The organism is Streptomyces sp. NPDC018610, from assembly GCF_044391765.1.
Classification (GTDB): Bacteria; Actinomycetota; Actinomycetes; order Streptomycetales; family Streptomycetaceae; genus Streptomyces.
In genome coordinates this window covers 217,212-231,404 of record NZ_JBISAL010000001.1, presented here as the reverse complement: position 1 = coordinate 231,404, position 14,193 = coordinate 217,212, and the positions used below count along the sequence as shown (strand labels likewise).

Genomic DNA, 14,193 nt, shown 5'->3' with positions numbered 1-14,193 from the left:
GCTGGAACATCCCACCGTCTGGAAGGGGGCCGCTCGCGTGAGTGTGCTCGACGAGATCATCGACGGAGTCCGTGCCGACCTTTCGGAGCGGCAGGCGCGCGTCAGCCTCGAAGAGCTCAAGGAGCGCGCGGCGAAGGCTCCGGCCGCCAAGGACGGTGTGGCCGCGCTGCGCGGCGACGGCGTCAAGGTGATCTGCGAGGTCAAGCGCTCCAGCCCCTCCAAGGGCGCGCTCGCCGCGATCGCCGACCCGGCCGGGCTCGCCGCGGACTACGAGGCGGGCGGCGCCTCCGTCATCTCGGTGCTGACCGAGCAGCGCCGCTTCGGCGGCTCGCTGGCCGACCTGGAGGCGGTCCGCGCCCGCGTGGACATCCCGATCCTGCGCAAGGACTTCATCGTCACGTCGTACCAGCTCTGGGAGGCCCGGGCCTACGGCGCCGACCTCGCCCTGCTGATCGTCGCCGCGCTGGACCAGCCGGCCCTGGAGTCGCTGATCGAGCGCGCGGTGTCCATCGGACTCACCCCGCTCGTCGAGGTCCACGACGAGGACGAGGTGGAGCGCGCGGTGGACGCGGGCGCCAAGGTCATCGGCATCAACGCGCGCAACCTGAAAACCCTCGAGGTCGACCGCGACACGTTCGAGCGCGTCGCGCCGGAGATCCCGGACCGCATCGTCAAGGTCGCCGAGTCCGGCGTCCGCGGCCCGCACGACCTGATCGCCTACGCCAACGCCGGCGCCGACGCGGTGCTGGTCGGCGAGTCGCTGGTCACCGGCCGCGACCCCAAGACGGCGGTCGCCGACCTGGTGGCGGCCGGCACTCACCCCGCCTTGCGGCACGGCCGCGGCTGACCTCCCGGTAGGCTTGTCTCCGATGACTCTCACCATGACCCCCGTGGACCGGTACGCCCGCCTCGCGCGCGGCTGCCGCCCCCGAGGCTGCCGCGCCCCCGCGCGCAGGGTCCACGGCCGCCGGGTGAGGTACGTCATCGGCGACGAGCCCGGTCAGGTGAACGGCATGCGATGGCAGCGCGCCCCCGAGGGGCGCGGGGCCGTGCCCGACACGCGGCCTCGCCGCGTGGGCGCGACCGCCCACTGACGGCTCGCGGCCGACGTACGTGATCCCCGCCCCCACGGCGAACAGTGTCTCTCCACACACTCACCGTGAGGTTTCCGCATGCCCAGCAACTTCTTCCACCCCGACCCGGAGGGTCAGGTGCCCAGCGCCGAGGGCTACTTCGGCGCGTACGGCGGCAAGTTCATCCCGGAGGCGCTCGTCGCCGCCGTGGACGAGGTCGCCGTCGAGTACGACAAGGCCAAGGCCGACCCCGAGTTCGCCCGTGAGCTGGACGACCTGCTCGTCCACTACACCGGCCGCCCCAGCGCCCTGACCGAGGTGCCGCGCTTCGCCGAGCACGCGGGCGGCGCCCGTGTCTTCCTCAAGCGCGAGGACCTCAACCACACCGGCTCCCACAAGATCAACAACGTGCTCGGCCAGGCGCTGCTCACCAAGCGCATGGGCAAGACGCGGGTGATCGCGGAGACCGGCGCCGGCCAGCACGGCGTGGCCACCGCCACCGCCTGCGCGCTGTTCGGCCTGGACTGCACGATCTACATGGGTGAGATCGACACCGAGCGGCAGGCCCTCAACGTCGCCCGGATGCGCATGCTCGGCGCCGAGGTCGTGGCCGTGAAGTCCGGCAGCCGCACCCTGAAGGACGCCATCAACGAGGCGTTCCGCGACTGGGTCGCCAACGTCGACCGCACCCACTACCTGTTCGGCACCGTCGCCGGCCCCCACCCCTTCCCGGCCATGGTCCGCGACTTCCACCGGGTCATCGGCGTCGAGGCCCGCCGTCAGCTCCTGGAGCGGGCCGGACGCCTGCCCGACGCCGCGGTCGCCTGCGTCGGCGGAGGCTCCAACGCCATCGGCCTCTTCCACGCCTTCATCCCGGACGAGGGCGTACGCCTGATCGGCTGCGAGCCCGCCGGGCACGGCGTGGGGACCGGCGAGCACGCGGCGACCCTGACCGCGGGCGAGCCCGGCATCCTGCACGGCTCCCGCTCCTACGTCCTCCAGGACGACGAGGGCCAGATCACCGAGCCGTACTCCATCTCGGCCGGCCTGGACTACCCGGGCATCGGCCCCGAGCACGCCTACCTCAAGGACTCCGGCCGCGGCGAGTACCGCGCGGTCACCGACGACGCGGCCATGCAGGCCCTGCGCCTGCTCTCGCGTACCGAGGGCATCATCCCGGCGATCGAGAGCGCGCACGCGCTGGCCGGCGCCCTGGAGGTCGGCCGGGAGCTCGGCCCGGACGGGCTGATCGTGGTCAACCTGTCGGGCCGCGGCGACAAGGACATGGACACCGCCGCCCGGTACTTCGGCCTGTACGACACCGACGCCGAGGTGGCCGCCGACGCGGCCGCCACCGCCGAGATCGAGGGGGACGCCAAGTGAGCGGCAACATCCAGCTTCTGTCGGACACCCTCGCCGCCGCCCGGGCGGAGGACCGTTCCGCGCTCATCGCCTACCTCCCGGCCGGCTTCCCGACCGTGGACGGCGGCATCGAGGCGATCAAGGCCGCCTTCGACGGCGGCGCCGACGTCGTCGAGGTGGGCCTGCCGCACAGCGACCCGGTCCTGGACGGCCCGGTCATCCAGACCGCCGACGACATCGCCCTGCGCGGCGGCGTCCGGATCGCCGACGTCATGCGGACGGTGCGCGAGGCGCACGCGGCCACCGGCAAGCCGGTCCTGGTCATGACGTACTGGAACCCCATCGACCGCTACGGCGTCGAGCGGTTCACCGCCGAACTCGCCGAGGCGGGCGGCGCCGGGTGCATCCTGCCCGACCTGCCGGTGCAGGAGTCCGCGCTGTGGCGCGAGCACGCCGACAAGCACGGCCTGGCGACCGTGTTCGTCGTCGCGCCCAGCAGCAAGGACGAGCGGCTCGCCGAGATCACCGCGGCCGGCTCCGGCTTCGTCTACGCGGCCTCGCTGATGGGTGTCACCGGCACCCGCGAGTCCGTCGGCGAGCAGGCCCAGGACCTGGTGCGGCGCACCCGCGGGACCGGCACCGATCTGCCCGTCTGCGTCGGCCTCGGCGTGTCCAACCCGGCCCAGGCCGCGGAGGTCGCCGGTTTCGCCGACGGTGTGATCGTCGGTTCGGCGTTCGTCAAGCGGATGCTGGACGCCCCCGACGACGCGGCCGGCGTGGAGGCCGTGCGCGCGCTCGCCGGCGAGCTGGCGCGCGGGGTGCGCGGACAGGCGTAACGGAGGATTCGATCACCCGAAGGGGTGGTCCTGGGACCGGGGAGGCGCAATGCGCCTCCCCGGTTCGTTCTGGTGGTGTGAGCGAGAAGAACCATGACGCGAAGCGCACCGCCCGTGAGCGGCTGGCGGTCGAGCGGGAGAAGCAGAAGGCCTCGGAGCGGCGGCGGCGCACGCTGATCGTGACCGCGAGCGTGGTCTGCGTGCTGGGCCTGGCGACGGTGATCGGCGTGGTCGCCGCGAAGGCGGGCAAGAGCGGCGGCAGCGGCTCCGGCCCGGTCGCGGCGCCCTCGGGGGCGCTGGGCAAGGACGGCCTGGCCATCCCGGTCGGCAAGGACGGCGCCAAGTCGACGCTCACGGTCTGGGAGGACTTCCGCTGCCCGGCCTGCAAGGCCTTCGAGACGGCGTACCGCCCGACGCTCCACGAGCTGACCGGCTCCGGCGAGCTCAGGATCGAGTACCACCTGGTCCGGCTGATCGACGGCAACCTCGGAGGCACCGGCTCCCTGCGCGCGGCCAACGCCGCGGCCTGCGCCCAGGACGCCGGCAAGTTCCCCGGCTACCACGACGTGCTCTACGACAGCCAGCCCGAGGAGACCGACGACGCCTTCGCCGACAACGGCAAGCTGATCGAGCTGGCCGGCAAGGTGAACGGCCTGGACACGCCCGCCTTCCAGAAGTGCGTCAAGGACGGCACGCACGACAGCTGGGTCGAGAAGTCCAACAAGGCCTTCCAGGCGGGCGGCTTCTCGGGCACCCCGACCGTCCTGCTGAACGGGAAGAACATCATCGAGGACCGGACGATGACCCCGGCGAAGCTGAAGCAGACGGTGGAGGCGGCGAGCAAAGGATGAGCAAGGAAAAGGCGGCGTCCGGGCCCGGTGGCGGGCGGTGTCCTCGGGTCGTGGGCTCCTGTTATGGACCCGTAGCCGGGTTGTCCGCCGTGGGCCCGCTCCGGCTGCGGTAGCGTCGACCCTGCCATGGAACTTGCCTACATTCCCAGCCCGTCGCACGGAGTGGTGTACCTCGGACCCATTCCGCTGCGCGGCTACGCGTTCTGCATCATCATCGGCGTCTTCATCGCCGTCTGGCTCGGCAACAAGCGCTGGATCGCCCGGGGCGGTCAGGCCGGCACGGTGGCCGACATCGCGGTCTGGGCCGTGCCGTTCGGCCTGGTCGGCGGCCGGCTCTACCATGTGATCACGGACTACGAGCTGTACTTCAGCGACGGCCGTGACTGGGTGGACGCCTTCAAGGTGTGGCAGGGCGGTCTCGGCATCTGGGGCGCGATCGCGCTCGGCGCGCTGGGCGCGTGGATCGGCGCCCGGCGCCGGGGCGTCCCGATGCCCGCCTACGCCGACGCGGTCGCGCCGGGCATCGCCTTCGCCCAGGCGATGGGCCGCTGGGGCAACTGGTTCAACCAGGAGCTGTACGGCCGCGAGACGCACGTTCCGTGGGCGCTGCACATCACGTCCTCGGCGGACGGCCGGGTGCCCGGGTACTACCACCCGACCTTCCTGTACGAGTCCCTGTGGTGCATCGGCGTCGGCCTGCTGGTCATCTGGGCCGACCGGCGCTTCGAGCTGGGCCACGGCCGGGCGTTCGCGCTGTACGTCGCCGCCTACTGCGTGGGCCGCGGCTGGATCGAGTACATGCGCGTCGACGACGCCCACCACATCCTCGGCCTCCGGCTGAACGACTGGACCGCGCTGATCGTGTTCCTCCTCGCGGTGACCTACATCTGGGTCTCCTCGAAGAAGCGGCCGGGCCGGGAGACCGAGGTCGAGCCGCGCGCGGCCGCCTCGGTCGCCTCCGGCGAGGCCGCCGTGACGGAGACCGACGGCAAGGCGGAGACCGACGGCGAGGCGAAGGCCGACGACGCGTCGGGGACCGACGAAAGGGCCGAGTCCTCCGGCAAGGCGGGCTCCGACGAGAAGGCCGGGACGCCGCAAGCCGGCGGCCCGGGAGCGAAGGGCTCCGAGCCGGAAGGCGCGGAGGCGCCGGACGCGGGTCCCGAGGACGCCGACGCCAAGGGCGTCGGCGTCAAGGACGGGGCCGGATCGGCCCCGCAGGGCTGACGGACGGCCGCAGGACCGTAGGCACTGTCGCAGGCACCTGAGGGCGCCCCCGGATTCCGGGGGCGCCCTCGTCGTGTGCGGACGCCGGCCGGCGTCCTGCCTCGCGGGGCACGGTCAGCACCTGCGGGCCAGCGCCAGGGTGCGCTGTGCCGCCGCCACCACCGCCGCGTCGACGAAGCGGCCGTCGGCGAGGGCCTGGGCGCCCCGGTCGGCGGTGGCCGCCTTGATGATCGTCTCGGCTTCCTCCAGTTCGCGGTCGGTCGGCAGATAGGCGCGCTCGATGATCGGCAGCTGGCGCGGATGGATGGCCGCGCGGCCGAGGAAGCCCAGCGCGCGCCCGTGGGCGCACGAGGCCGCCAGCCCCTCCAGGTCCCTGATGTCGGGGTGCACGGACTGGGCGGGCGGGGCGAGGCCGGCCGCGCGGGCCGCGACGACGACCCGGGCGCGGCACCAGTCCAGGCCGGCGTCCTGCCGCACCCCGAGGTCGGCCCGCAGGTCCGCCTCGCCGATCGAGATGCCCCGCAGGGAGGGGTGCGCGGAGGCGATGGCGTAGGCGTGCTCGATGGCGAGGGCGGTCTCCAGGAGGGCGTAGAGCGGGGGACCGCCCTCGCCCGGGGGCATCCCCGTGCCGCCGTCCGGCCGCAGGCCGGAGCCGTCGCCCGGCGAAGCACCCGCGTCGCCGCCCGAGGGGAGGTACGGGCCGTCGCCCGGCGGCAGGCCGGACCCGTCACCCGGCGCCGGACCCGAACCGTCGGCCCGCAGGGGGTTGGAGCCGCCGCCCGCCGAGGGCCCCGCACCGCCTCCGGGCGCGTGACCGGCGCCGCCCACCGGCGTGGGCCCCGCGCCGTGGAACCACGGGAGACCCGGACGAGCTCCCGGCGGGAAGCCGTCGCCCTCGTCGGCCGCCAGGCCGAAACCCGGCGCCGGCCCCGACCCGGCACCGGGCCGGAAAGCCGCCCCGCCTCCTGGCAGCAGCCCCCGGCCGTGTCCCGACGGCCGCCCCGAGTCCTGACCCGTCGGCAGCGCCAGGCCGAAACCCGGTGCCGGCCCCGACCCGGCACCGGGCCGGAAAGCCGCCCCGCCTCCTGGCAGCAGCCCCCGGCCGTAGTCCGACAGCCCCGGGTCGTGCCCCGTCGTCCCCGGACCACCGCACGGTGCCCCTGGACCGTGACCGGCCGGCCCCGGGCCGCAGGCCGGTGGCAGTCCCGGGCCGCAGCCCTGGGTCGCTCGTCCGGCCAGGTCCGCCGGGTGGCGCGGCCACCCGGTGAGGCCCGCCCCCTCCGTCTGGCGCGCGACCCGCACCACCTGCTGCGCCGACGTCACCTTCGGCAGCCGCAGCCCGGCCAGCCCCGGCCGGGGCGCCACCGCCGCCAGGTCGGCGGCGGCCAGCGGCCCGTCGACCGCGTTGACGCGCACATGGACCGGCACGGGCGGCGGTTCGGTCAGCAGTTCGGCCGTGGCGGCGCGGGCGTACTCCTTGCGCTCCGGGGCGACCGCGTCCTCCAGGTCGATCACCACCACGTCGGCGCCCGAGGCCAGTGCCTTGGAGACCACGTGCGGACGGTCGCCGGGGGCGTACAGCCAGGTCAGCGGGAACGGGACGGTGGCCGTCACAGGGCGCCCTCCGCGCGCAGCGCGGCGAGTTCCTCCGGGGTGAAGCCCAGCTCGGTCAGCACCGCGTCGGTGTCCGCGCCGTGCGGGCGGCCCGCCCAGCGGATGGCGCCGGGGGTCGCCGAGAGCCGGAACAGGACGTTCTGCATGCGCAGCCTGCCCAGCTCCGGGTCGTGGAGCGTGGCCAGGGTGCCGAGGGCCTGGTACTGCGGGTCGGCCATCACGTCCCGGACGTCCTGGATCGGGGCGATCGCCGCCTCGGCCTTCTCGAAGGCGGCCATGACCTCGGTACGGGTGTGCCGGGCGATCCAGCCGCCGACCGCCTCGTCGAGCACGTCGGCGTGGGCGGCCCGCTGCGCGCCCGTCGCGAACCACGGCTCGTCGATCAGCTCGGGACGGCCCACCAGCCGCATGACCCGTTCGGCCACCGACTGGGCCGACGTGGAGACGGCGACCCAGGTGCCGTCGGAGGTGCGGTAGGTGTTGCGCGGGGCGTTGTTCTGGGTGCGGTTGCCGGTGCGCGGCTGGATGTAGCCGAGCTGGTCGAACCACAGGGGCTGGGGGCCGAGGACGGTCAGGATGGGCTCGATGATCGCCATGTCGACGATCTGGCCCCGCCCGGTGCGCTCCCGGGCCGCCAGCGCGGTCATCACCGCGTACGCCGTGGCCAGGCCCGCGATGGAGTCGGCGAGCCCGAACGGCGGGAGCGTCGGCGGCGCGTCCGGCTCGCCGGTGATCGCGGCGAAGCCGCTCATCGCCTCGGCCAGGGTGCCGAATCCGGGCCGGGACGCGTACGGGCCGAACTGGCCGAAGCCGGTGACCCGGGCCAGCACCAGGCGGGGGTTGGCCGCCGACAGCTCGGGCCAGCCCAGCTCCCACTTCTCCAGGGTGCCGGGGCGGAAGTTCTCGACGATCACGTCCGCGCCGGCGGCCAGCCGCAGCAGGGTCGCGCGGCCGCCCGGCTTGGACAGGTCCACGGTGATGGTGCGCTTGTTGCGGCCCAGCACCTTCCACCACAGGCCGACCCCGTTCTTCGAGGGGCCGTGGCCGCGGGCGGGGTCGGGCTTGGCGGGGTGCTCGACCTTGACGACCTCGGCGCCGAAGTCGCCGAGCAGCATGGCGGCGATCGGCCCGGCGAACAGGGTGGCGAGGTCCAGGACGCGCAGGCCGGTCAGGGGCGGGGCGGCGTCCGGGCCGTCCGGGTGCGGCGTCATGGGCGCGACGCCTCCTGGTGGGTGAACCGGGCCAGGGCGTCGAAGCCGCTGCCGTCGAAGTCGCCGACGGACGTGGCCAGCCGGTTCTTCAGCGGGGCCGTCCAGCGCTCGGGCAGCGCGGCCGGGGAGCCGGCCAGCAGCGCGGCGACGGATCCGGCGGTGGCGCCGTTGGAGTCGGTGTCCCAGCCGCCGGACACCGCCCGGCAGACCGAGCCGGTGAAGTCGCCGTTCGCGTGGGTGAGCGCGGCGGCGATCAGCGCGGTGTTGGGAACGGCGTGCACCCAGTGGTAGGTGGCGGCGTGGGCGGCGTGCAGTTCGTCCACGACGGTGTCGAAGTCCTCGTGAACTGCGGCCAGCTCGATGGCGTGGCGGACGGCGCGGGCGAGCCGGGAGCCGGGCGGCACGACGGTCAGCCCGCTGGCCAGGCAGGCGTGCACGTCGTGGGCGCCGCTCGCCGCGGTCGCGATGACGGCGGCGGCGAACATGGCCGCGTGAACGCCGTTCGCGGTGTGGGTGAGCGTGGCGTCCCGGTGCGCCTGTCCGGCGGCCGCCGCCGGGTCGCCCGGGTTGGTCCAGCCGTGCACGTCGGCGCGGATCAGGGCGCCGATCCACTCCCGGAACGGGTTGCGGTGGCGGGCGGTGCGCGGCGGGTCGATGCCGAGGAGGAGGTTGCGGTAGGCGACGCGTTCGGCGGTGAAGGCGCGGCCGGCGGGGAGTTCGTCCAGCCACAGCCGGGCCACGTCGGCGGTGGTGAAGCCCTTGCCGTGGCGTCGCAGCAGGAGCAGGTTGAGCAGCGGGTAGTTCAGGTCGTCGTCCTCGGGCATGCCGTCGATGTTCTCGGCGAGCGAGGTGGCGGCGGAGCGGCGGTTCCACGGGTACTTGGCGGCCAGGTCGTCGGGGACGCCGCGAGCGGTGAACCAGGTGGTCAGGGGCCAGTTGCCGGTGGCGCGGGCGAGTCGGCGGATGCCGTCGAGGGGCAGCTTCTCCACCGGCTTGCCCAGCAGGCAGCCCACGGCCCGGCCCAGCCACGCGGCCTCCAGCCGCTCCGGGTCCGGCACCGGCGCTCCCGCGGACGCGGGAGGCGCCGCGGAGCCGGAAGCGGCGGGCACGGAGGGCGCCGCAGGACCGGAAGCCGCGGCCTCAGCAGGCCCACCGGTCCCAGCGGCCCCGGTCACCCGGTCAGACCTGCCGGATCCCGTGGTGCGGGAAGCCCCCGCCGCGGCGGGCCAGTTCGGGCACAGTGCCCTGATCGCGGCCAGATCCGTCGGCTCGGCCTCCGCCAGGCTGCTCGGCAGTTCGGCGAGTTCGTCGAGGAGGTCCTCCGCGAGGAGGCGCAGGTAGCGGGAGGCCGGCTCGGGCGAGGCGCCTGCCCGGGCCGGGGCCTCGGGGCCGCCGGCCGCCCGCCACCGGGCGGCGACCGCCTTCGGCTCGCGGCCGTCCTGCGCGGCCTGGCGCAGCTCGTGGCCGAGCAGGTCCTCCGGCTGGACCCAGGTCAGTCGGAGCATCGAGAGCCTCCCATCCCGGCGAACGCCCGCTCGTGGGCGCGCCGGCGTCGTACGTCCTTCTCGAAGACTTCGCGGGTCACCGCGGCCAGCGTGCGCGCCGGTTCCCACAGGTCCAGCCGGCTGGCCTCGGCGACCGTCTTGGCCCATGCCTCGGGAACCGGCGAGCCGAGCGCGCCCGCCAGCGCCCCGGCCATGGTCGCGATGGAGTCGCAGTCGCGGCCGTAGTTCACGGCGCCGAGGACGGCGTGCCGGAAATCGCCGCGCGCCACCGTCAGCATGCCGAGCGCGACGGGCAGTTCCTCGATCGCGTGCAGCCGGGACGGGCGCCGGGCGCCCAGCGAGGGAGCGCGGTAGTCGGGGCCGACCGTGTCGTACGGGGCGACGGCGGCCCGCAGCGGACCGAGCGCCGACTCGAAGTGCGTGTGGTCGCGGGCCACGTCGCACACCGCCTCGATCGCCGCCCGGGTGCCGTCCTTCGCCAGCGCCAGACAAGCCGTGACGACCGAGTCGGGCGTGGCCCCGGGGGCGCAGGCCGCCGCGACGGCGGCCGCCATGACGCCCGCCGCCTCCCGCCCGTACGACGACTGGTGGGCGCCGGCGACGTCCAGCGCCTCGGCGTACGCGGCCTCGGGGTGGGCGGCGTTGACCAGGCCGATGGGGGCCGAGTACATCGCCGCGCCGCAGTTGACGATGTTGCCGCTCCCGGCCTCGCGCGGGTCGACGTGGCCGTAGTGCAGCCGGGCCACCAGCCACTTCTCCGCCAGGAAGACCCGCTGCAACGGCAGCGCCTCCGCCTCCAGCTCGGGGATCCAGCGCGGCCGGTTCATCAGCTCGGGCACCAGGTGGTCGGCGACCGCGTAGGCGTCGAGATGGTCGCGGACCCGCGCGTACACGCGCACCAGCGCGTGCGTCATCAAGGTGTCGTCGGTGACGTGGCCGTCTCCCTTGTGGTACGGCGCGACGGGGCGGGCGGTGCGCCACTGGTCGCCGTGCCAGGGGCCGACGACGCCGTGGATCCGGCCGCCGTGGCGCTGGAGGATCTGGTCGGGGGAGTAGCCCTCGACGGGGCCGCCGAGGGCGTCGCCGACGGCCGCGCCGACCAGCGCCTGGGTGATCCGCTCCTCCAGACCGGCGTCGCACGGACCGGCGGCGCGGCCGTTTTCCGGGGTCTCTTCTCCTTTGGGCGTCATGCCCGAATCATCCTCCTGGTGGGTCCGGTTGCGCGGCTTCCAGGAGTCCGGCGAGTTCCACCAGGTCGGTGCCGGTGAGGCGGGGCAGCACGCAGCCGGACAGGGTGCGGCAGGCCTCGCGCCAGGAGTCGGGAACCGCCGCGCCGCCGCCCAGCGCGCCGGTCAGCGCGCCCGCCAGGGCCGGGGCGGAGTCGGCCAGGCGGGACAGGCAGGCCGCCGCGGGCAGCGCCTCGGCGATCCGGCCGTCCGCCGCCAGGGCCAGGGCGAGGGCGACCGGGACGGTCTCGGCGGCGGCGACGCCGTAGCTGTAGACGTGGTCGACGATCTGGTGCTCCAGCAGCGGCACCAGCGCGAACGCGCTCTCGCCGGTGCGGGCGAGCGCGAGGGCGTGCCGGGCGTTGCGGCCGATCTCGGTCTCCTCGGGCAGTTCGGCCAGCGCGGCGGTCACGCACCGCTCGGCCTCGGCCCCGGCGAGGGCCATGGCGAGCGCCGCCGCCATCGCCCGGGCGCCGCGCACGCCGTCGCCGTCCTGGGTGTAGCGGGCGTCGAACTCGGCCAGCTCGGCGGCGCCGCGCGGATCGCCCGGGTGGGCGACGGCCAGGACGCAGGCCCGTACGCAGGCCGCGTCGTCGAAGTAGTGCGGGTTGTCGTGGCCGGTGGCGGGCGGGCGCAGTCCGCAGGCGAGGTTGCCGAGCCCGGCCCGCACGGAGATGCGGGCGCGCAGCGGCAGCACCGCGGACTCGATCTCGGGCGCGCGTTCGGCCGCCGCCGCGACCTCGGCGGCCACGGTGTTCCAGGTGAGGTCGATCGCGGCGCGCACCCGGCGCTGGCGGCTGAGGTCGCCGAGCGCGTCGTCGTCGCCGGCGCGCAGCACGGCCTCGGCCGCGAACGCCGCCCACTCCGCGTCGTCGGAGGGGCCGAGGCGCAGCGGGCCGGGGGGCTGGTTGAGCGCGACGGGCACGGGCAGCGTGGTGGTGGCGTTCTGCTCGGCGAAGGTGTCCAGCTCGCGGGTGAGCCGCCGGGTCCACTCGGGCATCCGCGCGGCCCGGTGCCGCGCGGCCGGCCATCCGGCGGCGTCCCCGGCGGCCAGCCCCAGCAGCAGCCCTTCGATCCGCCGCGAGCCCGTCACGGCGCCGCCTCGCCCTCGTCGGAGGTGAGGACGTAGACGTCGGGGGCGTCGGGCACGGCGTCCAGGCGCATCCCCGGCGCCGGCCGCCGGGCGCCGGCCTCGGCCGCCGCCACCAGCAGGTCCGCCACGTCCCGTACGTGCTGTCCGGCCATCGACGGCAGGCAGCTGCCCCGGGCCGGGCCGATGCGCTCCGCCCACTCGGCGGGGATGGCCGCGGCGCCCCGGGTCGCGCCGGCCAGGGCGCCCGCGACCGCCGCCGTGGTGTCGGCGTCGCGGCCCATGTTCACGGCGGTGAGGACCGCGTCGCGGAAGTCGCCGTCGGCGGCGGCGTACGCGCCGAAGGCCAGGGCGACCGCCTCCGGGGCCAGGTCGGTCCAGGGGTAGCCGCCGATGACGACGGCGGAGCGGACCGCGCGTTCGCCGCGGTGGGCGGCGGCCGTGGCCCGGCGCAGCGTGCGGGCGGTCCAGGAGTCGTCGGGGACGACGGCGAGCGCGGCGGCCACGACCGCGACCGGGGGCGCGCCCGCCATGGCCGCCGCGACTCCGGCGGCCACCGCACGCCCGCCGTGGATGCCCTCGCCCTCGTGGCTGACCGAGCCGTCGATCGCCACCAGGCGGGCCGCCTCGGCGGGGCGCCCGGCGGCGAACACCCCGAAGGGCGCCGCCCGCATGGCCAGGCCGTCGCTCCAGGCGTGCCGGTGCTGGGCGGAGACGGGGGCGGCGAGTCCCCGGCGCAGGTTCTCCAGGGTGCCCCGCTCGCTGAAGCCGGCCCCGCGGAAGGGGCCCTCGGCGCGGTCGGCGATGTGCTCGTGCCAGGCCGCCTCCACATGGGCCGGGGTGAGGGCGGAGCCGTGCCGGGCGAGCAGGAGGCCGGAGAAGAGGGCGTACTCGGTGTCGTCGGTGCCGGCCGGGTGCTCGGCGACGTAGCCGGTGACGCGGCCCCAGCGGGCGCGGATCTCGGAGGGCAGTAGGTTCTCGGCGGGCGCCCCGAGGGCGTCGCCCACGGCGAGGCCGAGCAGCGCGCCGTGCGCCCGGTCGCGAAGGCGGGCCGCGGGGACGCCGGCGCTCGATGCCATCGCGGGCTCTCCTCTCCGGGGCGGCCGGCGGGAGGGCGCCGGACCCTTGCCCGACTTGTCCCCGGTGCGGCGGCCGACGCAGCCTCGCGGGCCCCACCATCACCCGTACGACATCTGTGCGGTCTCTTACTCGAATGAGCAAGAACGTGCAAAAGCGCAGGTTAGCCCAGCCTTTCCTTGCTGGCGGGACCAGAATCACGGGCGTAGATTCAGTGTTGTCGAAAAGTAGAACTCGTCCAAAAGCAAGCCTTGCCTAAGCTCTCAGGGGGACCCGATGGCCATCCTCGACACCGAAGCGCCGCTCCACGAGGCGCACCGCGACAACCACACGCACCGCGATGTGAACGGCGGATGGCTGCGCCCGGCGGTCTTCGGGGCGATGGACGGCCTGGTCTCCAACCTGGCCCTGATGACGGGCGTCGCGGGCGGCGACGTCAGCCGGCACACGATCATCCTCACCGGCCTCGCGGGCCTGGCCGCCGGCGCCTTCTCCATGGCCGCCGGCGAGTACACCTCCGTCGCCTCCCAGCGCGAGCTGGTCGAGGCCGAGCTGGACGTCGAGCGGCGCGAGCTGCGCAAGCACCCGCAGGACGAGGAGGACGAGCTGGCCGCCCTGTACATGGCGCGCGGCGTGGACGCGGAGCTCGCCCGCGAGGTGGCCCGGCAGCTGTCCAGGGACCCGGAACAGGCCCTGGAGATCCACGCCCGCGAGGAACTGGGCGTCGACCCGGGCGACCTGCCCTCCCCGCTGGTGGCCGCCGTCTCGTCGTTCGGCTCGTTCGCGCTGGGCGCCCTGCTGCCGGTGCTGCCCTATCTGCTGGGCGCCGGCGTGCTGTGGCCGGCCGTGCTGCTCGCCCTGGTCGGACTGTTCGCCTGCGGCGCGGTGGTGGCCAGGGTCACCGCGCGGACCTGGTGGTACAGCGGTTTGCGCCAGCTTGCCCTGGGTGGTGCCGCCGCCGGTGTGACGTACGTCCTGGGCACCTTGTTCGGAACGGCCGTAGGATGACGTCACTGGAACTTATGCGTTCGACCGTATAAGTAGCCATTACCGGCTGGTTTCGACGACAGGGCCACCGGGCATGAGCCGTAAGCGCTTCGGGCAAGGACGCCTGCCGCGCACCC

General features: G+C 75.0%; 11 protein-coding genes and 3 pseudogenes. 7 read left to right on the top strand and 7 right to left on the bottom strand.

From position 1 onward, the window contains the following. The first annotated feature begins 37 nt into the window (after nucleotides 1-37). The 6 genes from trpC (at nucleotide 38) to lgt (ending at nucleotide 5,346) form a co-directional block, all read left to right on the top strand. On the top strand, nucleotides 38-847 hold the full coding sequence (gene trpC, locus ACH5A8_RS01030; protein WP_398996609.1) for an indole-3-glycerol phosphate synthase TrpC: 810 nt from the start codon (nucleotides 38-40) through the stop codon (nucleotides 845-847). Between the two features lie 22 nt (nucleotides 848-869). Then, the gene (gene trpM, locus ACH5A8_RS01025; RefSeq protein WP_398996608.1) at nucleotides 870-1,094 is read left to right on the top strand and encodes a tryptophan biosynthesis modulator TrpM; all 225 of its coding nucleotides are present in this window, start codon (nucleotides 870-872) and stop codon (nucleotides 1,092-1,094) included. Nucleotides 1,095-1,172: 78 nt separating this feature from the next. Further along, nucleotides 1,173-2,456 (top strand): tryptophan synthase subunit beta, encoded by a 1,284-nt coding sequence (gene trpB, locus ACH5A8_RS01020; protein WP_398996606.1) that lies wholly within the window; start codon nucleotides 1,173-1,175, stop codon nucleotides 2,454-2,456. Beyond that, on the top strand, nucleotides 2,453-3,271 hold the full coding sequence (gene trpA, locus ACH5A8_RS01015; RefSeq protein ID WP_398996604.1) for a tryptophan synthase subunit alpha: 819 nt from the start codon (nucleotides 2,453-2,455) through the stop codon (nucleotides 3,269-3,271). The genes trpB and trpA overlap by 4 nt, the downstream gene beginning before the upstream one ends. 77 nt (nucleotides 3,272-3,348) lie before the next feature. Further along, nucleotides 3,349-4,122 carry a DsbA family protein gene (locus ACH5A8_RS01010; RefSeq protein WP_398996603.1) on the top strand — a complete coding sequence of 258 codons (774 nt, stop codon included), beginning with the start codon at nucleotides 3,349-3,351 and terminating at the stop codon, nucleotides 4,120-4,122. Nucleotides 4,123-4,248: 126 nt separating this feature from the next. Beyond that, nucleotides 4,249-5,346: a prolipoprotein diacylglyceryl transferase gene (lgt, locus tag ACH5A8_RS01005; protein ID WP_398996601.1), complete on the top strand. Its 1,098-nt coding sequence runs from the start codon at nucleotides 4,249-4,251 to the stop codon at nucleotides 5,344-5,346. 114 nt (nucleotides 5,347-5,460) lie between these two features. On the opposite strand, the pseudogene ACH5A8_RS01000 reads toward lgt, so the two are convergent. From ACH5A8_RS01000 to ACH5A8_RS00970, 7 genes and pseudogenes are all read right to left on the bottom strand, one after another. Beyond that, nucleotides 5,461-6,069 (bottom strand): annotated as a pseudogene (locus ACH5A8_RS01000) (aldolase/citrate lyase family protein); the annotation flags it as partial. Nucleotides 6,070-6,639: 570 nt separating this feature from the next. Further along, nucleotides 6,640-6,960 (bottom strand): annotated as a pseudogene (locus ACH5A8_RS00995) (aldolase/citrate lyase family protein); the annotation flags it as partial. Next, nucleotides 6,957-8,171: a CaiB/BaiF CoA transferase family protein gene (locus tag ACH5A8_RS00990; RefSeq protein ID WP_398996599.1), complete on the bottom strand. Its 1,215-nt coding sequence runs from the start codon at nucleotides 8,169-8,171 to the stop codon at nucleotides 6,957-6,959. The gene ACH5A8_RS00990 and the pseudogene ACH5A8_RS00995, both read right to left, overlap by 4 nt. Then, a complete protein-coding gene (locus tag ACH5A8_RS00985; RefSeq protein WP_398996597.1) occupies nucleotides 8,168-9,676 on the bottom strand; it encodes an ADP-ribosylglycohydrolase family protein in 1,509 nt (502 codons plus the stop codon). Before ACH5A8_RS00985 ends, ACH5A8_RS00990 begins: the two co-directional genes overlap by 4 nt. Beyond that, entirely contained in the window at nucleotides 9,664-10,866 is a 1,203-nt protein-coding gene (locus ACH5A8_RS00980) for an ADP-ribosylglycohydrolase family protein (protein WP_398996595.1), read from the bottom strand. The genes ACH5A8_RS00985 and ACH5A8_RS00980 overlap by 13 nt, the downstream gene beginning before the upstream one ends. A 7-nt stretch (nucleotides 10,867-10,873) precedes the next feature. Then, nucleotides 10,874-12,193, bottom strand: coding sequence for an ADP-ribosylglycohydrolase family protein (locus ACH5A8_RS00975; protein ID WP_398996593.1), 1,320 nt, complete (start codon nucleotides 12,191-12,193; stop codon nucleotides 10,874-10,876). Beyond that, nucleotides 12,106-13,071, bottom strand: a pseudogene (locus tag ACH5A8_RS00970) (ADP-ribosylglycohydrolase family protein); the annotation flags it as partial. The pseudogene ACH5A8_RS00970 and the gene ACH5A8_RS00975, both read right to left, overlap by 88 nt. 274 nt (nucleotides 13,072-13,345) lie before the next feature. Between ACH5A8_RS00970 and ACH5A8_RS00965 the strand changes: the two are divergent. Then, nucleotides 13,346-14,077, top strand: a complete 732-nt coding sequence (locus tag ACH5A8_RS00965) for a VIT1/CCC1 transporter family protein (protein WP_398996591.1) — start codon at nucleotides 13,346-13,348, stop codon at nucleotides 14,075-14,077. Nucleotides 14,078-14,193 lie beyond the last annotated feature (116 nt).